Genomic DNA, 17,767 nt, shown 5'->3' with positions numbered 1-17,767 from the left:
CGCGGCCAGGCCGAGGGAGGCCGCGGTCCGGCCCTCCGGGAACTGCAGCGGCAGGACGCCCATGCCGATCAGGTTCGAGCGGTGGATGCGCTCGTAGGACTCGGCGATGACGGCCTTGACGCCGAGCAGCGCGGTGCCCTTCGCGGCCCAGTCACGCGAGGAGCCCGAGCCGTACTCCTTGCCCGCCAGGACGACGAGCGGGATGTTCTGCTCGATGTAGTTGCGCGAGGCGTCGTAGATGAAGGCGACCGGGCCGCCCTCCTGCGCGAAGTCGCGGGTGTAGCCGCCCTCGGTGCCCGGCGCGATCTGGTTGCGCAGGCGGATGTTGGCGAACGTCCCGCGGATCATCACCTCGTGGTTGCCGCGGCGGGAGCCGTAGCTGTTGAAGTCGCGGCGCTCGACACCGTGCTCCGTGAGGTACTTGCCCGCCGGGGTGTCGGCCTTGATGGCGCCGGCCGGGGAGATGTGGTCGGTGGTGACCGAGTCGCCCAGCTTGGCGAGCACCCGGGCGCCGGTGATGTCCTCGACCGCCTCCGGCTCCGTGCCCATGCCCTCGAAGTACGGGGGCTTGCGGACGTAGGTGGACTCGGCGTCCCACTCGAAGGTGTTGCCGGTCGGGATCGGCAGCGACTGCCACTGGGCGTCACCGGCGAACACGTCGGAGTAGGACTTGGAGAACATGTCCTCGCCGATCGCGTTGGCGACGACGTCGTTGACCTCGGACTCCGACGGCCAGATGTCCTTCAGGTGGACCGGGTTGCCGTCCTGGTCCACGCCGAGGGCGTCCCTGGTGATGTCCACCTTCATGGAGCCGGCGATGGCGTAGGCGACGACCAGCGGCGGGGACGCCAGGTAGTTCATCTTGACGTCGGGGTTGATCCGGCCCTCGAAGTTGCGGTTGCCGGAGAGGACCGAGGTGACCGCGAGGTCGTGCTCGTTGACGGCCTTGGAGACCTCCTCCGGCAGCGGGCCGGAGTTGCCGATGCAGGTGGTGCAGCCGTAGCCGACGAGGTTGAAGCCCAGCTTGTCCAGGTACGGGGTCAGGCCGGCCTTGTCGTAGTAGTCCATGACGACCTTGGAGCCCGGCGCCAGCGTGGTCTTGACCCACGGCTTGCGGGTCAGGCCCTTCTCCACCGCCTTCTTGGCCACCAGCGCGGCGGCGACCATGACGTACGGGTTGGAGGTGTTGGTGCAGGAGGTGATGGCCGCGACGGTGACCGCGCCGTGGTCCAGCTCGTACGTCGAGCCGTCGGGGGCGGTGACCGGAACGGGGTTGGACGGGGCGCCGTTGGGGTGGACGGCCGGGGCGTCGGAGGCCGGGAAGGACTCCTTGCCCGCCTCGTCGACGGTGTCGACGTAGTTGACGACGTCCAGCTTGAACTGCTGGGCCGCGTTGGCCAGGACGATGCGGTCCTGCGGGCGCTTCGGGCCGGCGATGGAGGGCACCACGGTGGACAGGTCCAGCTCGAGCTTCTCGGAGTAGTCCGGCTCGGCGTTCGGGTCCAGCCAGAGGCCCTGCTGCTTGGCGTACGCCTCGACGAGGGCGAGCTGCTGCTCGGGGCGGCCGGTCAGGCGCATGTAGTTGATGGTCTCGGCGTCGATCGGGAAGATCGCGGCGGTCGAGCCGAACTCCGGCGACATGTTGCCGATGGTGGCGCGGTTGGCGAGGCTGGTGGCCGCCACGCCCTCGCCGTAGAACTCGACGAACTTGCCGACCACACCGTGCTTGCGCAGCATCTCGGTGATGGTGAGCACCAGGTCGGTGGCGGTGGTGCCGGTGGGCAGCTCGCCGGTGAGCTTGAAGCCGACCACGCGCGGGATGAGCATGGAGACCGGCTGGCCGAGCATGGCGGCCTCGGCCTCGATGCCGCCGACGCCCCAGCCGAGGACGCCGAGGCCGTTGACCATGGTGGTGTGCGAGTCGGTACCGACCAGCGTGTCCGGGTACGCCTTGCCGTCCCGCACCATCACCACGCGCGCCAGGTGCTCGATGTTCACCTGGTGGACGATGCCGGTGCCCGGCGGGACGACCTTGAACTCGTCGAAGGCGGTCTGGCCCCAGCGCAGGAACTGGTAGCGCTCCTTGTTGCGGCCGTACTCCAGCTCGACGTTCTGCTGGAAGGCGTCGTTGGTGCCGAACTTGTCGGCGATGACGGAGTGGTCGATGACCAGCTCGGCCGGCGCCAGCGGGTTGATCTTGGCCGGGTCCCCGCCCAGCTCCTTCACGGCCTCACGCATCGTCGCGAGGTCCACGACGCACGGAACACCGGTGAAGTCCTGCATGATCACACGGGCCGGCGTGAACTGGATCTCCTGCGACGGCTGGGCCTGGGAGTCCCAGTTGCCGAGGGCGCGGATGTGGTCGGCGGTGATGTTCGCGCCGTCCTCGGTGCGGAGCAGGTTCTCCAGCAGGACCTTCAGGCTGTAAGGCAGTCGGGCCGAGCCCTCGACCTTGTCAAGCCGGAAGATCTCGTACGACTCGTCGCCCACCTGCAGCGTGCTGCGGGCGTCGAAGCTGTTCGCCGACACGACAGTCTCCTTCATTGATGTGCGCGTACCACCACGATCCTGCCGCCACGGCATCTCGGCCAATCCGCTAAGGTCAGGCTAAGTTAGGTAACCCTTACCGGGGTGGCGGCTGCGGTGCTCCTCGGCAGATATCTCGATGTCGAGATAACTCTAGTACATGGGCGCCGGATGGTCATGTGCGGCCCGCACGAGCGGGGTGAGCCGCGCGACCCCGTGCGGGCCGCGCAGGCCGGGCGAGTCGTACGCCCGTAGGCGCCGTCGTGCGCCGGGTCCCCTGCGGGGCGAGTTCCACCCACGGGCGCGCGCCGACCGCATGGCACCGGCGCCGGCCGTACGAGGCGCACGAGGGCAGGACCGCGTTCGCGCACGACGACCGCGCCCGCGCTCGGAGGGTTGCAACCGGACGGGACGGGCGGGCGCCTCCACGGCCGACGCGGCGGGGGCCGCCGGTGGACGGCCGGCGGGGGAGCCGCGGATGGTCGGTGGAGTCGCCGGCGCGTGACCGACGCAGCCACCGGCAGGCGGCGAGCGAGGGGCCGGCGCCGAATCAATGGAGTCGCCGGCAGGTGGTCGGTGGAGTCTTCGGCAGGTGGTCGGTGGAGTCTCCGGCGGGTCGCTCGGGCCACCGGCGGGGTGGCCCGTGGGCTCCCGGCCCTCCCGCGGACCGTCCCAGCCGCCGAGCCTCAGGAACGGCTCGTGGACTCCCGGCCGTCCCGTGGCCCGTCCCAGCCGCCGAGCCTCAGAAAGGGAGAGGTGGTCACCGGCCGAGTGGGCCTCGGAGATGGGGCCGTGCGGCTTCCCCACCCGCACGACGAGCGGATCCGGAGCCTTGGTCCCCCCGGCGTCGGACGGAGACCGGCGCGGGGTCAACTCTGTCGGGCGGGACATCAGTAGGCCGAGCCGGGGTATCCGAGAGGGATCCGGCGGCGGTCTGGGCGACACGCCCGGATGTCATCCGAAATGGAGGGATTTGCCGGGACGTGTCGGGCGCCCATGACGTCGCGCGACACGCCGTGTGACCTCGTCGGTCCCCTGGCGGCAGGGTCACTGACGGTTACTCACCCGAATGGACCCCCCTAACGAGCGCCATCTCATATCTGAGATAACCTCAACCTCATGGCAGACGACTACCTCGTACGCATCGGCAAGCTCATCCGTGACGCACGGCAGCACCGTGGCTGGACGCAGGCGCAGCTTGCCGAAGCGCTCGGCACCAGCCAGAGCGCCGTCAATCGCATCGAGCGCGGCAACCAGAACATCAGCCTTGAGATGATCGCCCGCATAGGCGAGGCCCTGGACAGCGAGATCGTCTCTCTCGGCTACGCGGGCCCGATGCATCTGCGGGTGGTCGGCGGCCGCCGGCTGTCCGGCGCCATCGACGTGAAGACGAGCAAGAACGCCTGCGTGGCCCTGCTGTGCGCGTCGCTGCTCAACAAGGGACGCACGGTGCTGCGCCGGGTGGCCCGGATCGAGGAGGTGTACCGCCTCCTGGAGGTGCTGAGCTCGATCGGCGTGCGCACCCGCTGGATCAACGACGGGGGCGATCTGGAGATCGTGCCGCCGGCCGACCTCGCCCTGGACGCCATCGACGCCGAGGCCGCCGTCCGCACCCGGTCCATCATCATGTTCCTCGGCCCGCTGCTGCACCGCACGGACCGCTTCAGGCTGCCGTACGCGGGCGGCTGCGATCTCGGCACCCGCACCATCGAGCCGCACATGATCGCGCTGCGCCGGTTCGGCCTGGAGGTGGCGGCCACCGAGGGGCAGTACCACGCCGTCGTGGACCGTTCCGTCCACCCGGACCGCCCGATCGTGCTGACCGAGCGCGGCGACACCGTGACCGAGAACGCGCTGCTGGCGGCCGCCCGCAACGACGGCGTGACGGTCATCCGCAACGCCTCCTCCAACTACATGGTCCAGGACCTCTGCTTCTTCCTGGAGGCGCTCGGCGTCCGGGTGGAGGGCATCGGCACGACCACGCTCACCGTGCACGGTGTGCCGGTCATAGACGTGGACGTGGACTACTCCCCCTCCGAGGATCCGGTGGAGGCGATGAGTCTGCTGGCCGCCGCGGTCGTCACCGAGTCGGAGCTGACGGTGCGCCGGGTGCCGATCGAGTTCCTCGAGATCGAGCTCGCGGTGCTGGAGGAGATGGGGCTCGACCACGACCGCACGTCCGAGTACTTCGCGGACAACGGCCGTACCCGGCTGGTGGACCTGACCGTGCGGCCCTCCAAGCTGGAGGCGCCGATCGACAAGATCCACCCGATGCCGTTCCCGGGCCTGAACATCGACAACGTCCCGTTCTTCGCGGCCATCGCGGCCACCGCGCAGGGCAAGACGCTGATCCACGACTGGGTCTACGACAACCGTGCGATCTACCTCACGGACCTCAACCGCCTCGGCGGCCGACTTCAGTTGCTGGACCCGCACCGCGTCCTCGTCGAGGGCCCGACCCGCTGGCGCGCCGCCGAGATGATGTGCCCGCCCGCCCTTCGCCCCGCCGTCGTCGTCCTGCTGGCCATGATGGCCGCCGAGGGCACGTCCGTGCTGCGCAACGTGTACGTCATCAACCGCGGTTACGAGGACCTCGCGGAGCGCCTGAACTCGATCGGGGCGCAGATCGAGATCTTCCGGGACATCTGAGGACTACTCGGAACCATGCCGTCGCGTCCCCTCGGCCTGCGCACCCGCGGGACCGAGGGGGCGCTGCGGCACCCACGGGACTCGCCCGGCGACCATGTCGGTCACAGCGCAGACAGTGATCGCCGTGACCAGGAACGCGACGCCCGCCGGCAGCAGCGCCGCCTCGTAGTAGGAGCCGACGGCCTGTCGGGCCACGACGTACGCCGCCCCGGCCCCGACCAGGGCCGCGGTGCCGAGCTGCACCGCCGGCCACCATGGGCGCCCCGGCCGTGACCCGGGTGGGTCGCGCAACACCGTTCGCACGGCGTGCAGCGCGGCTGCCGCCATGGTCAGCAGGGCCGCGCCCGCCGCCGCCACCGGCGTACCGAACGTCACTCCGTACCGGACCGCGAGTGCGGGAACGAGGAAGAACGCCGGCCAGCCGCGTACGGCATGGCCCACGAAGTCGACCGCCGGTCCTGGCCGAGGGCGGCCCGGGAGCCGGGCGTCCGCCCAGCGCAGGACGGCGAGGGCAGCGAGGGCCGTCAGCCCCGGCTCGGCCCGCTCGGGCAGTCTGCCCAGGTTGTACAGCAGCGCCGTGTCGTACACGACGAGGACCAGCACGCCGAGGGCGCCCAAGGAGGCGATGAAGACGAGCAGGCGGAGCGCGGTCACCGGCCGGGCCCGGGCCCGGTCGCGGGCAGCCGTCCAGGCGATGAACGCGGGTGTGACCAGGGCGGAGAGGGCCCTGATGGCGATGTCATCGGCCGTGTAGGGGTTGCGCAGGTCCCACTCGACCACGCAGAACACGAGCGTGCAGGACACCGAGGCGAGGGGCAGCAGCGCGGACCGGGCGATCGCCCGGTACAGGTCCGCGTCCAGCCAGCGCACCACGGCCGCGAACGCCGTCAGGACGAACGGGAGTTCCAGGAACGCCTGCACCCTCAGCACCGACGGGGCCAGCAGCTCCGGGGCGGGGAAGTGACGGGCGAGCGAGCGCAGCACCGGATGGTGCGTGGCCAGGTCGAACCACCCGGAGGGCAGATAGCGCGCGACGAACGACGGGTCCCCGTCGTGCACACGCAGCACGTACACGGTGAACAGCACCTGGTTGACGTAGATCAGCGCCGTCACGACACCCAGCGCGGTGAGCGGGGACATGGAGCGGCCCGCCGTCGGGGCCGGGCCGGGACGGCGGGCCAGGACGCGCGGGGTGAGCGCGAGGGCCGGCACGACCGACGCGAGCACCACTGTGTCCACGCCCAGGGTCAGGCTCCCAACTCACCACGCTTCACGGCGGTCACGAACGAGGCCCAGTCATTCGCCGTGAACGTGAGCACCGGGCCGTGCTCCGTCTTGCTGTCGCGGACGGGGACGACGGTGGCGAAGTCGTCGGAGATCTCGACGCACTCGCCTCCGTCCTGGTTGCTGTAGCTGCTCTTGCGCCAGGTGGCGAGGGTCAGGTCGAGGGATCGCACGATGTTTCCTCCAACAGGCGCAGGACGAACTTCTGCGACTCGGCGGGGGACAACGCCAGGTCGCGCACTGCATCGTACGCACGCTGCAAACGATCAACCGGGCCGTTTTCCTCGATCAGTTCACCCCGGTAGCCGTTCTCCATGTACGCCACCGTACGGCCATCGAGCAAGCGCAGGAACATGATGGTGGCGTTCATCAGGCCATGCGGCCCGACACTCAGTGGCAGCACGTGGAACATCACGTCCTGCCGCTCTCCCATCGCCAGCAGATGCTCCAGTTGATTGCGCCACTCCCCTGCGTCACGCAACGGCGATCGCAGGACTGCCTCCGAGACGATCGACCGGAACGGCGGCGCCTCCGCCCCCTCCAGCAACTCCCGTCGCCCCGTCCGCGCCCCCACCTGCTGCTCCAGTTCCTCACCCCTGAGGCCGCCCGCCGCCAGGATCTCCCGCGCGTAGCCCGGCGTCTGCAACAACCCCGGCAGAACGCTCACCGCGAAGTACCACAGGCTGGTCGCCTCGGCCTCCAGGGCCATGTAGCGCCGGTACTGCTCCCGGAACTGGGTCTTGTCCCCGCGCGCCAGCTCCCACAGGACCAGCAGCATGCCCGGTGTGCCGAAGTACTGGTCGAGCGCCTGGACGACCTCCGGGCCGCCCAGCGTCTCCCCCTTCTCCATCTTTCCGAACAACGACCAGTCCCAGCCCAGCCGTTCCCCGAGCTGCCGGAGGCTGTCCCCCTTCCGGGCACGCAACTGCCGCAGCTCCTCGGCGAACCGCTGGCGTGGTTCCTGGCTGCGGCCCGTGACGAGGCGTCGCTGCGGCACGTGGGCTCCCCCCGTGGAAGGTGTGGAAGGTGCGCTGTGCGGCGCGGAACGAGCTCGCCTCCACCCCGCACACCGGCTGGTACGCGCGGCATTCTCGTAACGTACCGACTACGCACGGTAATTCAGCGAGTGCGGACGCGGGGGCCATATCACGCAAATTCGTCCGCGTCCCGCCCCCCCCTTCCCGCTTCTCCGACTTCGTCCACCACTCCCGAAGGGTCCTGCCCATGCCGAAGCCGAACCCCGCCCCCAAGCTCCGTGAAGCCGCCGCCGCCCGCGACGCGCTCGCCGCCGCGCTCACCCGGGCCGGTATCCAGCTGCCGGCCATGGACGTCCGCACCCCCTGGGCGGACCCCCTCCACGGCCAGGCGGAGGCACCCGCCAGTACCCGCTACGCCCTCGTCCACCTCGGCGTCTGTTCGGCCCCCGTCGCCCTCGCGCTCGCCGACGTGATCGCCAGGGGCGCCGAGCACGGCCGGCCCCTCACCCCGGCGGAACTCCTCCGCGCCCGCCTGGCCGAGGCGAACGAGCGCAGCCGCACGGGAGCGAGCCTCCAGACGCCGAGCGCGCCCCTCGGCGGCGGAACGTGACGACCCGCTCGTGGCCGTCCGCCGGCCAGGCCCGGGTCGGTGCCATCGCTACCTCGGTGGCGAGTCCCGGCACGCGCCGTCGCGTGCGGTCACGTCTGGGCGATGAAGTCCCGGAGCACTTCGGTCAGTCGCTCCGGGCGGTCCTCGGCGATCAGGGTCCGGGAGTCCTCGATCTCCACCAGCCGCCCCTGCGGGAGGAGTTCGGCCAGGCGGCGGCCGTGCGCGCGGGGCATCATCAGGTCCTCGGCGGCCCACACGACGAGCGCGGGCCTGTCGAACTTCCGCAGTCCTTCCGAGGCTTTGAGCAGCTCGGTCCTGCGGACGTGCGTGTTGTAGTGACGGAAGTCGCGCCGGATCGCCGGGTCGGTGCGCAGCGGACGCAGCCAGCGCTCGACGATCTCGTCCGGCACGGGCCGCTTGGTGAGGGCGCCGAAGCCGACGGGCATGCGGCGCAGCGGCTTGAGGCCCAGCACACGGACCATGAGCGGCAGGGCTCCGGGCACCCTGCAGGCGGCGCCGATCATCTTGCCGGGCAGACCGGGCGGGTAGTTGTCGAAGGCCTCGCACGAGATCAGCACGAGCCGGGCCAGCCGCTCGGGGTGCCGGCCCGCGACCGTCTGGGCCCGGCCGCAGTCGCTCTCCACGAGGGTGACGTCCCTCAGGTCGAGCCGGTCGAGGAACTCCGCGATCAGGTCGTTGACGAGGTCCGGGGTGGGTGGCAGGTCCATGGGCGTGCGGTGGGCGCCGTAGGGCAGAGTGGGGGCGATCACCCGGTGATCGGCGCGCAGACCGGCGATGATCTCGCGCCAGACGGCGGCGTCGTGGACGAGGCCGTGCAGCAGGACCACGACGGGGCCGTCGCCGCCGGTGTCGTCGTAGGAGATGGTTCCCGCGGACAGCGAAATGTCGGGCATGACGGGATGTTAGGGGAGGACCGCGAACCCGTCGAGCTCCACCATGGCCTCCTCGTCCCACAGGCGGACCACCTGCACGACCGCCATCGCGGGGTAGTCGCGTCCGGCCAACCGGCGCCAGATGCGGCCGAGTTCGGGCGCTTGGGTGCGGTAGGCGGCGAGGTCCGTGGCGTAGACCGTGACGCGGGCCAGGTCGGCGGGGGCGCCACCGGCGGCGCCCAGGGCGGTGAGGAGGTTGGTCAGGGCCCGCTCGAACTGCTCTGGGAGAGTGTCGCCGACCACTTTGCCGTCGGTGTCGAGTGCCGTCTGGCCCGCCAGGAACAGGACGCGGGAGCCGGTGACGGCGACGGCGTGGGAGAAGCCGGTGGGCGGGGACAGCTCGGGCGGGTTGACGCGTTCGGCGGTCACGGTGCCTCCCCGGTCGTGTGCATGGCCGCGTACAGCTCCTTGGCGATGATGGACCGTTGCACCTCGCTCGCGCCCTCGTAGATCCGCGGTGCGCGCACCTCGCGGTAGAGGTGTTCGAGGAGGTGGCCACGACGCAGGGCGCGGGCGCCGTGCAGTTGGACGGCGGTGTCGACGACGTACTGGGCGGTCTCGGTGGCGAGCAGTTTCGCCATGGCGGCGCGCCGGGGGACGCCCGGGGCGCCGTCGTCGTACGCGGTGGCCGCCGCATACACCATCAGCCGGGCGGCCTCGGTGCGCAGGGCCATCTCGGCGACCTGGTGGGCGACGGTCTGCAGGTCGCTGAGCGTGCCGCCGAAGGCCTGCCGGCGGGCGGTGTGGGCGAGGGTGGCGTCCAGCGCGGCCTGTGCCATGCCCACCGCGAAGGCTCCGACGCTGGGCCGGAAGAGGTTGAGGGTGCCCATCGCGACCCTGAAGCCGCGGTCCACCTCGCCGAGCACGTCGTCCGCCGTGACCGGGACGGCGTCGAAGTCGAGGGTGCCGATGGGGTGCGGGGAGAGCATCTCCAGTGCGCTGCCGGTGAGGCCGGGGCGGTCGGCGGGGACGAGGAAGGCGGTGACACCACGGGATCCGGCGCCGGGCGTGGTGCGTGCGAAGACGGTGCAGAGGTCGGCCTCGGGGGCGTTGGAGATCCAGCACTTCCGGCCGGTGAGGCGCCAGCGGGCGTGGCCCTCGGGGCGGGCGGTGAGAGGGGCGGCGGAGGCGGAGGGTGTGGCGCCGGGTCCGGCGAGCGGGGAAGGGGGTTGCTCGGCGAGCGGCGAGCCACCGGACGCGGCGAGCGGTGTGGCACCGCCGGCCCGGCCGAGGGGACCGGCGCCGGGGTCCACCAGTGGCGCACCGCCGGGTTCGGCGAGCGAGGAGCCGCCGGGGCCGGCGAGCGGCGGGACGCCGGGCTCGCCGAACCTGCCGCCCGGCCCGGCACCGGGTTCGGTGAGGGGTGGGCCTCCCGGCCCGGTGCGCGGCGGGATACCGGGCTCGGGGAGCGGTGGCGCGCCGGGCTCACGGTGCGGTCCGGCTTCGGTTCCGCGGGCCGTGCCCGCCGGGAAGGCGGTGCCGGGCGGCCGTCCGGCTCCGGAGGGCCCGCCGTCCCCCGGTTCCACGTCCTCCGGTTCCGCGCGCAGGGCCAGCGCCGCCGCGTCCGAGCCGGCGCCCGGCTCGCTCAGGGCGAAGGCCGCGACCGCGCTGCCGTCCGTCACCGCCGGCAGCCAGCGCTCGCGCTGGTCGGGGGTGCCGTGGGCGTGGACCGGGTGGGCGCCCAGGCCCTGGAGGGCGAGGGCCGTCTCGGCCTCGGTGCAGGCGTAGGCCAAGGACTCCCGCATGAGGCACAGGTCCAGGGCACCGGAGGTGAACAGGCGCTCGAGCAGGCCGAGTCTGCCCAGTTCGGCGAGGAGCGCGTGGTTGACGCGACCCGGCTCGCCCTTCTCGGCGAGCGGGCGCAGCCGGTCCGCGGCCAGGGTGCGCAGCTCGGCACACCAGGCGAGCTGTTCCGGTTCGAGCGAGAATGCGGGCATTCGCCGGTCCTCCCTCCCCCGGAGCCGACCGGGGTCCACTCCACCGTATCGCGCACCATTGACTGTCGTCACCAAGACGATACGCTCCAGGGGCGAGCCCACCACGACGAGGGGGCGAACCACATGGACCCGATGGTTCCCACCAGGGACGACACCCGGCCGCCTTCGACCTCGGCGCACGTCGACACCTTCGCGCGCGACCACCTCCCGCCCCCCGGCCAGTGGCCCGAGCTGCGCTTCGACCTGCCGGAACTGCAGTACCCCGACCGGCTCAACTGCGCCGCGGAGCTGCTGGACCGCACGGACGGCGCCGACGCCGGGCGCCCGGCGTTCCGTACCGGCGCCGGGGAGAGCTGGACCTACGGCGAGCTGCGCGCCCGGGTCGACCGGATCGCGCACGTGCTGACGGGCGACCTCGGTGTGGTCCCCGGCAATCGGGTCCTGCTGCGCGGCCCCACCACGCCGTGGCTGGCGGCCTGCTGGCTGGCCGTGCTCAAGGCCGGCGCGGTCGCCGTCACCGTACTGGCCCAGCAGCGCCCGCACGAGCTGAGCACGATCTGCCGGATCGCCCGGATCAGCCACGCGCTGTGCGACATCCGCTCGGTGGACGACCTGGTCAAGGCGGAGGTGCCCGGGCTCGCCCTCACCACGTACGGCGGCGACGCCCCCGACGACCTGCTGCGCCGCCCGGCACCCGAGACCCCTTTCCCGGCCGTGGACACCGCCGCCGACGACGTGGCGCTGATCGCGTTCACCTCCGGTACCACCGGCCGGCCCAAGGGCTGCGTGCACTTCCACCGGGACGTCCTGGCGATCGCGGACACCTTCTCCCGGCATGTGCTCAGGCCACGCGCGGACGACGTGTTCGCGGGCAGCCCCCCGCTCGGGTTCACCTTCGGGCTCGGCGGGCTGGTCGTCTTCCCGCTGCGCGTCGGCGCCAGCGCCCTGCTGCTCGAACAGGCCCACCCCCGGCAGCTGCTGGCCGCCGTCGCCGAGCACCGGGTGTCCGTGCTGTTCACCGCCCCCACCGCCTACCGCGCGATGCTCGACGAGCTGGACGCCCACGACGTCTCGTCGCTGCGGCGCTGCGTGTCCGCCGGGGAGAACCTGCCCTCGGCCACCTGGCGCGCCTGGCACGAGCGCACCGGTCTGCGCATCGTCAACGGCATCGGCGCCACCGAGCTGCTGCACATCTTCATCTCGGCGGCCGACGAGGACATCCGGCCGGGCACCACCGGGGTTCCCGTGCCGGGGTGGTACGCGCGGGTGCAGGACGAGCGGGGCCGTCCCGTGCCCGACGGGGAGCCGGGACTGCTCGCCGTCCAGGGGCCCGTCGGCTGCCGCTACCTCGCCGACGAACGGCAGCGCGTGTACGTGCGTGACGGCTGGAACGTCACCGGCGACACCTATGTCCGCGAGCCCGACGGCTACTTCCGGTATGTGGCCCGCGCCGACGACATGATCATCTCCGCCGGTTACAACATCGCCGGACCGGAGGTCGAGGACGCGCTGCTGCGCCACCCGGACGTGGTGGAGGCGGCGGTCGTCGGGCGGCCCGACGAGGAGCGCGGGCAGGTCGTCGTGGCCTACGCGGTCCTGAGGGACGGCGCGGCGCGGGACGCGGAGGCCCTGCGGGCGTATGTGAAGTCCGAGCTGGCGCCGTACAAGTGCCCGCGCGAGATCGTGTTCCTGGACGCGCTGCCGCGCACGGCGACCGGCAAGCTGCAACGGTTCCGGCTGCGCGGGGCGGACCGGCAGCGGTGACGGTGACCGGCACGGACGCCGACGAACTAAAATGATCAACGTGTCCGAGCAGCCCGCGCAACCTGCCCCGAGGTCCCTCATCGTCACGCTCTACGGCGCGTACGGCCGGTTCGCACCCGGCCCGGTGCCCGTCGCCGAGCTGATCCGGCTGCTGGCCGCCGTCGGCGTGGACGCGCCCTCGGTACGGTCCTCGGTGTCCCGGCTGAAGCGGCGCGGACTGCTGGTGCCGGCCCGCACGGAGCAGGGCGCGGCGGGCTACGAACTGTCCGAGGAAGCCCGGCAGTTGCTGGAGGACGGCGACCGCCGCATCTACGCCGGCGCACCGCCCGCGGACGAGGGCTGGGTGCTGGCGGTGTTCTCGGTGCCGGAGTCGGAGCGGAACAAGCGGCACGTGCTGCGTTCCCGGCTGGCCGGGCTCGGCTTCGGCACGGCCGCGCCCGGCGTGTGGATCGCCCCGGCCCGGCTGTACGAGGAGACCCGGCACACGCTGCGGCGGCTGCGTCTGGACGCGTACGTGGACTTCTTCCGGGGCGAGCACCTGGGTTTCGCGCCGACCGCCGAGGCGGTCGGGCGCTGGTGGGACCTGACGGCGATCGCCGAGCAGCACGAGTCGTTCCTCGGCCGGCACGCGCATGTGCTGCACGCCTGGGAACGGCGCGCCGACACCCCGCCCGAGGAGGCCTACCACGACTACCTCCTGGCCCTGGACTCCTGGCGCCACCTGCCCTACACCGACCCCGGGCTGCCCGCCCGGCTGCTGCCCGCCGACTGGCCGGGCGCCCGCTCGGCGGCCGTCTTCCGTGGGCTGCACGAGCGGCTGCGGGAGGCGGGAGCGGTCTTCGCGGGCGTCGCCGAGCCTTGAGAGCCGTCGCCTCGGACCATGGCGGCCGCCGCGTCGGCCACGACAGCCTTCACACCGGGCCACGACGCCCGTCAAGACATGAGGTGCGTCACATCTGGATTCGGTAAGAGAACCCTCAGCCTCTTCCGATCGTCTTTTCAGAGTTCTTACCTAGCGTCCGGCGCATGAGTCTCATGCGTAGCTTGAACCGTGCACTGTCCGCCACGACCGGCCTCCAGGTGCGGAGAGCTCCCCAGGCGGGCGCGCCGGCGTCCGGTGCGGCGGAGACCACGCAGCCCGCGCTCACCTATCGGCGTCCGTCGGCGCAGGACCTGCCCGTCGAACGGTTGCTGCGGCAACCCGTGTTCATCATCTCCTCCGTGCGCTCCGGCTCCACTCTGCTGCGCATGATGCTGGGTGCCCACTCGCGGTTGCACGCGCCGCACGAACTGCACCTCGGCCGGACGGACGTCATCTGCAACAACTGGCACTCGCAGCGCGCGATGAGCGCCCTCGGCCTGGAGCGCGGCGACCTGGAGCATCTGCTGTGGGACCGCGTCATGCACCGGGAACTGGTCAGGTCCGGCAAGGACGTCATCGTCGAGAAGACCCCGGCCAACGCCTTCATGTACGAGCGCATCCGCGACTGCTGGCCCGACGCGCGGTTCGTCCTGCTGCTGCGCCACCCGGAGTCGATCGTCCGCTCCTGGCACGAGAGCGACCCCGTCAAGCGTCCGTACGACACGGCCGTCACCGACGCTCTGCGCTACATGACGGCGGTGGAGGAGGTGCGCGGGGCCGACACCGGTGGCTGCACGGTGCGCTACGAGGACATCACGGCCGATCCCGAGCGGGAGATGCGCCGACTGTGCGCGTTCCTCGGCGTCGACTACGAGCCGGCGATGCTGCGGTACGGCAGCAAGGACGGCGCCGAACTGGTCCGGGGACTCGGCGACTGGCGCGACAACATCCGTACGGGCACGGTGCAGCCGGGACGTGAGCTGCCGGCGGACGACGAGATCGCCCCGGCGCTGCGGCCGCTGTGCCAGGCGTGGGGCTACATGTCCCCGAGTGGCGTCACCTCCGCAGCATGAGCCGGGGCTTCGGGGCGTCCGTGCGGCCGGTCTGCGGGCGGCGGCTGCCCGCCCGGTAGGGCGCCGGCCATGCGACGGCGGGCCCTTGGTAGCCCTGCTCGGCCGCCGCGTGCAGCGTCCAGTGCGGGTCGTACAGGTGCGGGCGGGCGAGCGCGCACAGGTCCGTGCGCCCGGCCAGGATCAGGGAGTTGACGTCGTCCCAGGAGGAGATCGCGCCGACCGCGACGACCGGGACGCCGGCCTCGTTCCGGATCCGGTCGGCGAACGGCGTCTGGTACGACCGCCCGAACTCGGGCCGCTCGTCGGTCACCACCTGCCCGGTCGACACGTCGATGGCGTCGGCGCCGTGCGCGGCGAAGGCGCGGGCGATCGCCACGGCGTCGTCGGCCGTCGTGCCGCCCTCCGCCCAGTCGGAGGCGGAGATGCGGACGGTCATCGGGCGTTCCTCGGGCCACACCGCGCGTACCGCGTCGAAGACCTCCAGCGGGTAGCGCAGCCGCTCGTCCAGGCTGCCGCCGTAGGCGTCGGTGCGGTGGTTGGTCAGAGGGGAGAGGAAGCCGGAGAGGAGGTAGCCGTGGGCGCAGTGCAGTTCGAGGAGGTCGAAGCCGGACCGGGCGGCGCGCCACGCGGCGGAGGCGAACTGTTCGCGTATGTCGGTGAGCTGCGCGCGGGAGAGCTCGCGCGGGACCTGGCTGTCCGGCCCGTACGGCAGCGGGGAGGCGGCCACCAGCGGCCAGTTGCCCTCGGGCAGCGGTTCGTCCATGCCCTCCCACATCAGCTTCGTCGAGCCCTTGCGCCCGCTGTGGCCGAGCTGCACGCCGATCGCGGTGCCCGGCGCCTGCCGGTGCACGAACTCGGTGATCCGCCGCCAGGCCTCGGCCTGCCGGCCGGTCCACAGCCCGGCACAGCCCGGGGTGATCCGGCCCTCCGGGCTGACGCACACCATCTCGGTCATCACCAGGCCGGCGCCGCCGAGGGCCCGGGCGCCGAGGTGGACGAGGTGGAAGTCGCCGGGGACACCGTCGACCGCCGAGTACATGTCCATGGGTGAGACGACGACCCGGTTGCGCAGGGTCAGTCCGCGCAGCCGGAACGGGGTGAACATCGGGGGCGTGCCGGGCGGGCAGCCGAACTCGCGCTCGACGGCCTCGGTGAAGCGGGCATCGCGCAGCCGCAGGTTGTCGTGGGTGACGCGGCGGCTGCGGGTGAGCAGGTTGAAGGCGAACTGGCGGGGCGGCTGGTCGAGGTAGAGGCCCAGGTTCTCGAACCACTCCAGGCTGGCGCGGGCCGCCCGCTGGGTGGAGGCGACGACCGGCTTGCGCTCCTCCTCGTAGGCCGCGAGCGCCTCGGCCGTCGACGGCCGCTCCTCCAGGCAGGCCGCGAGCGCGAGGGCGTCCTCCACCGCGAGCTTGGTGCCGGAGCCGATGGAGAAGTGAGCGGTGTGGGCGGCGTCGCCGAGCAGCACCAGGTTGCCGTGCGACCAGTGCTCGTTGATCACCGTGCGGAAGGTGGTCCACGCGGACTTTTTGGAGCGCAGGGGGCGCCCGCCGAGCGCGTCGGCGAAGATCTTGGCGCAGCGCTCGACGGACTCCGCCTCGTCCAGCTCGTCGAATCCGGCGGCCCGCCACACCTCCTCGCGCATCTCGACGATGACCGTCGAGGAGTCGGCCGCGTAAGGGTAGCCGTGGAGCTGCATCACGCCGTGTTCCGTCTCGGCGATCTCGAAGCGGAAGGCGTCGAAGGGGAAGTCCGCGGCGAGCCAGATGTAACGGCACCGGTGGCTCGTCACCCGGGGCCGGAAGACGTGCGGGTAGGCCCCGCGGGTGGCGCTGTGCACGCCGTCGGCGGCGATCACCAGGTCGTACGTCCCGGTCAGCCGCGACGGGTGCGGCGCCTCGGTACGGAAACGCAGCTCGACGCCGAGCGAGCGGCAGCGCTCGTGCAGGATCTCAAGGAGCCTGCGCCGGCCGAGGGCGGCGAAGCCGTGGCCCCCGGAGGTGTACCGGGTGCCACGGTGCACGATGTCGATGTCGTCCCAGCGCACGAAGTCCCGCTGGAGCGCCTCGTACACCACCGGGTCGGCGTGCTCGATCCCGCCGAGCGTCTCGTCGGAGAGCACGACCCCGAAGCCGAAGGTGTCATCGGGGGCGTTGCGCTCCCAGACGGTGACCTCCCGGGACGGGTCGAGCCGCTTCAGCAGGGCCGCCGCGTACAGGCCCCCGGGGCCGCCGCCGACGACCGCGACCGTCCTGGCACCGGTCATCCCCGCTCACTTCCCCCGCCATTTCGGCGGCCGCTTGTCGGTGAAGGCCGCGTGGAACTCGGCGTAGTCCTCGCCGTTCATCAGCAGGGCCTGGGTGGCGGCGTCCAGCTCCACCGACGCGGCCAGGGGCATGTCCAGCTCGGCGGTGAGCAGGGCCTTGGTCTGGGCGTGGGCGAGGGCGGGGCCGTCGGCCAGGCGGCGGGCCAGGACCTGGGCCGCCTCGTCTGCGTAGCCCTCGTCGGTGAGCTGGCTGATCAGGCCGATCCGCTCGGCCTCGGGTGCCCGCACCGGCTCGCCGAGCATCAGCAGCCGGGTGGCGTGGCCGAGCCCGACCACCCGGGGCAGCAGATAGGCGGCGCCCATGTCTCCGCCGGACAGGCCGACCCGGGTGAAGAGGAAGGCGAAGCGGGCGCTCGGGTCGGCCACCCGGAAGTCGGCCGCCAGCGCCAGCACGGCCCCGGCCCCCGCCGCCACCCCGTGCACCGCCGCGATCACCGGGAACGGGCACTCCCGTACGGCCCGTACGACCTGTCCGGTCATCCGGTTGAAGTCCAGCAGCTCGGCGGTGTCCATGCCCAGGGTGGCGCCGATGATCTCGTCGACGTCGCCGCCCGAGCAGAAGCCGCGTCCCTCGCCCGCCAGCACCAGGGCGCGCACGGCCCGCTCCCGGGACAGCTCGGCGAGCAGGTCGCGCAGGTCGGCGTAGGCGCCGAAGGTGAGCGCGTTGAGTTTCTCGGGGCGGGCGAGGGTGACGGTGGCGACGCCCCCGTCGAGCTTGACGCGCAGGTGGCGCCAGTCGGCGGTGCGGCCGGCGGAGCCGGTGAAGGGACTCATGACGTACGGCCTCCTCGGCGCTCCTCGGGGAACTG

12 protein-coding genes and 3 pseudogenes are annotated in these 17,767 nt (G+C 72.2%); 5 read left to right on the top strand and 10 right to left on the bottom strand.

Going from position 1 to position 17,767, the window contains the following annotated elements:
• Positions 1 to 6 precede the first annotated feature (6 nt).
• A pseudogene (acnA, locus tag BZY54_RS14760) lies at positions 7 to 2,529 on the bottom strand (aconitate hydratase AcnA); the annotation flags it as partial.
• A gap of 1,116 nt (positions 2,530 to 3,645) precedes the next feature.
• On the opposite strand from acnA, the gene BZY54_RS14755 reads away from it, so the two are divergent.
• Entirely contained in the window at positions 3,646 to 5,175 is a 1,530-nt protein-coding gene (locus tag BZY54_RS14755; protein ID WP_086725631.1) for a helix-turn-helix domain-containing protein, read from the top strand.
• 3 nt (positions 5,176 to 5,178) lie between these two features.
• On the opposite strand, the gene BZY54_RS14750 is transcribed toward BZY54_RS14755, so the two are convergent.
• Genes BZY54_RS14750 through BZY54_RS14740 form a run of 3 tightly spaced genes read right to left on the bottom strand, consistent with a single transcriptional unit; the run spans position 5,179 to position 7,456 of the window.
• Entirely contained in the window at positions 5,179 to 6,414 is a 1,236-nt protein-coding gene (locus BZY54_RS14750; RefSeq protein ID WP_086725630.1) for a hypothetical protein, read from the bottom strand.
• Between the two features lie 8 nt (positions 6,415 to 6,422).
• Complete coding sequence (locus BZY54_RS14745; RefSeq protein ID WP_086725629.1) at positions 6,423 to 6,632, bottom strand: DUF397 domain-containing protein; 210 nt, start codon at positions 6,630 to 6,632, stop codon at positions 6,423 to 6,425.
• A complete protein-coding gene (locus tag BZY54_RS14740) occupies positions 6,614 to 7,456 on the bottom strand; it encodes a helix-turn-helix domain-containing protein (protein WP_086725628.1) in 843 nt (280 codons plus the stop codon). Before BZY54_RS14740 ends, BZY54_RS14745 begins: the two co-directional genes overlap by 19 nt.
• A 227-nt stretch (positions 7,457 to 7,683) precedes the next feature.
• Between BZY54_RS14740 and BZY54_RS14735 the strand changes: the two genes are divergently transcribed.
• A complete protein-coding gene (locus tag BZY54_RS14735; protein ID WP_341868689.1) occupies positions 7,684 to 8,046 on the top strand; it encodes a hypothetical protein in 363 nt (120 codons plus the stop codon).
• Positions 8,047 to 8,135: 89 nt separating this feature from the next.
• Here the strand turns inward: BZY54_RS14735 and BZY54_RS14730 are convergent, their stop codons facing one another.
• The 4 genes and pseudogenes from BZY54_RS14730 to BZY54_RS55070 form a co-directional block, all read right to left on the bottom strand.
• Positions 8,136 to 8,960: an alpha/beta fold hydrolase gene (locus tag BZY54_RS14730; protein ID WP_086725627.1), complete on the bottom strand. Its 825-nt coding sequence runs from the start codon at positions 8,958 to 8,960 to the stop codon at positions 8,136 to 8,138.
• A 9-nt stretch (positions 8,961 to 8,969) separates the two neighbouring features.
• Positions 8,970 to 9,368, bottom strand: coding sequence for a RidA family protein (locus BZY54_RS14725; protein ID WP_086725626.1), 399 nt, complete (start codon positions 9,366 to 9,368; stop codon positions 8,970 to 8,972).
• A pseudogene (locus BZY54_RS55075) lies at positions 9,365 to 10,156 on the bottom strand (acyl-CoA dehydrogenase family protein); the annotation flags it as partial. The pseudogene BZY54_RS55075 and the gene BZY54_RS14725, both read right to left, overlap by 4 nt.
• Before the next feature lie 372 nt (positions 10,157 to 10,528).
• Positions 10,529 to 10,936 (bottom strand): annotated as a pseudogene (locus BZY54_RS55070) (acyl-CoA dehydrogenase family protein); the annotation flags it as partial.
• 123 nt (positions 10,937 to 11,059) lie between these two features.
• On the opposite strand from BZY54_RS55070, the gene BZY54_RS14710 reads away from it, so the two are divergent.
• The 3 genes from BZY54_RS14710 to BZY54_RS14700 all read left to right on the top strand — a co-directional run bounded on the left by BZY54_RS14710 (position 11,060) and on the right by BZY54_RS14700 (position 14,635).
• Positions 11,060 to 12,700 carry an AMP-binding protein gene (locus BZY54_RS14710; RefSeq protein WP_244217170.1) on the top strand — a complete coding sequence of 547 codons (1,641 nt, stop codon included), beginning with the start codon at positions 11,060 to 11,062 and terminating at the stop codon, positions 12,698 to 12,700.
• A 31-nt stretch (positions 12,701 to 12,731) separates the two neighbouring features.
• The gene (locus BZY54_RS14705) at positions 12,732 to 13,562 is read left to right on the top strand and encodes a PaaX family transcriptional regulator (RefSeq protein ID WP_086725625.1); all 831 of its coding nucleotides are present in this window, start codon (positions 12,732 to 12,734) and stop codon (positions 13,560 to 13,562) included.
• A gap of 164 nt (positions 13,563 to 13,726) precedes the next feature.
• Positions 13,727 to 14,635, top strand: a complete 909-nt coding sequence (locus BZY54_RS14700) for a sulfotransferase family protein (protein ID WP_086725624.1) — start codon at positions 13,727 to 13,729, stop codon at positions 14,633 to 14,635.
• Here the strand turns inward: BZY54_RS14700 and BZY54_RS14695 are convergent.
• Together BZY54_RS14695 and BZY54_RS14690 are read right to left on the bottom strand one after the other, a co-directional pair.
• Entirely contained in the window at positions 14,619 to 16,898 is a 2,280-nt protein-coding gene (locus BZY54_RS14695; protein ID WP_086725623.1) for a bifunctional salicylyl-CoA 5-hydroxylase/oxidoreductase, read from the bottom strand. The two genes, BZY54_RS14700 and BZY54_RS14695, sit on opposite strands and share 17 nt — an antisense overlap.
• Before the next feature lie 6 nt (positions 16,899 to 16,904).
• Positions 16,905 to 17,732 (bottom strand): enoyl-CoA hydratase family protein, encoded by an 828-nt coding sequence (locus BZY54_RS14690; protein ID WP_086725622.1) that lies wholly within the window; start codon positions 17,730 to 17,732, stop codon positions 16,905 to 16,907.
• Positions 17,733 to 17,767: the final 35 nt, after the last annotated feature.

Source organism: Streptomyces carpinensis (assembly GCF_002154505.1).
Taxonomy (GTDB): domain Bacteria; phylum Actinomycetota; class Actinomycetes; order Streptomycetales; family Streptomycetaceae; genus Streptomyces; species Streptomyces carpinensis.
The sequence above is the reverse complement of the archived record's forward strand: the minus strand, read 5'-3'. Positions and strand labels throughout refer to the sequence as shown.

Bases quoted from the DNA above. Each gene is read 5' to 3' on its own strand.
- BZY54_RS14755 (WP_086725631.1), top strand. From the start codon at position 3,646: ATGGCAGACGACTACCTCGTACGCATCGGCAAGCTCATCCGTGACGCA.
- BZY54_RS14735 (WP_341868689.1), top strand. From the start codon at position 7,684: ATGCCGAAGCCGAACCCCGCCCCCAAGCTCCGTGAAGCCGCCGCCGCC.
- BZY54_RS14730 (WP_086725627.1), bottom strand. From the start codon at position 8,960: ATGCCCGACATTTCGCTGTCCGCGGGAACCATCTCCTACGACGACACC.
- BZY54_RS14710 (WP_244217170.1), top strand. From the start codon at position 11,060: ATGGACCCGATGGTTCCCACCAGGGACGACACCCGGCCGCCTTCGACC.
- BZY54_RS14705 (WP_086725625.1), top strand. From the start codon at position 12,732: ATGATCAACGTGTCCGAGCAGCCCGCGCAACCTGCCCCGAGGTCCCTC.
- BZY54_RS14700 (WP_086725624.1), top strand. From the start codon at position 13,727: ATGAGTCTCATGCGTAGCTTGAACCGTGCACTGTCCGCCACGACCGGC.
- BZY54_RS14695 (WP_086725623.1), bottom strand. From the start codon at position 16,898: ATGACCGGTGCCAGGACGGTCGCGGTCGTCGGCGGCGGCCCCGGGGGC.
- BZY54_RS14690 (WP_086725622.1), bottom strand. From the start codon at position 17,732: ATGAGTCCCTTCACCGGCTCCGCCGGCCGCACCGCCGACTGGCGCCAC.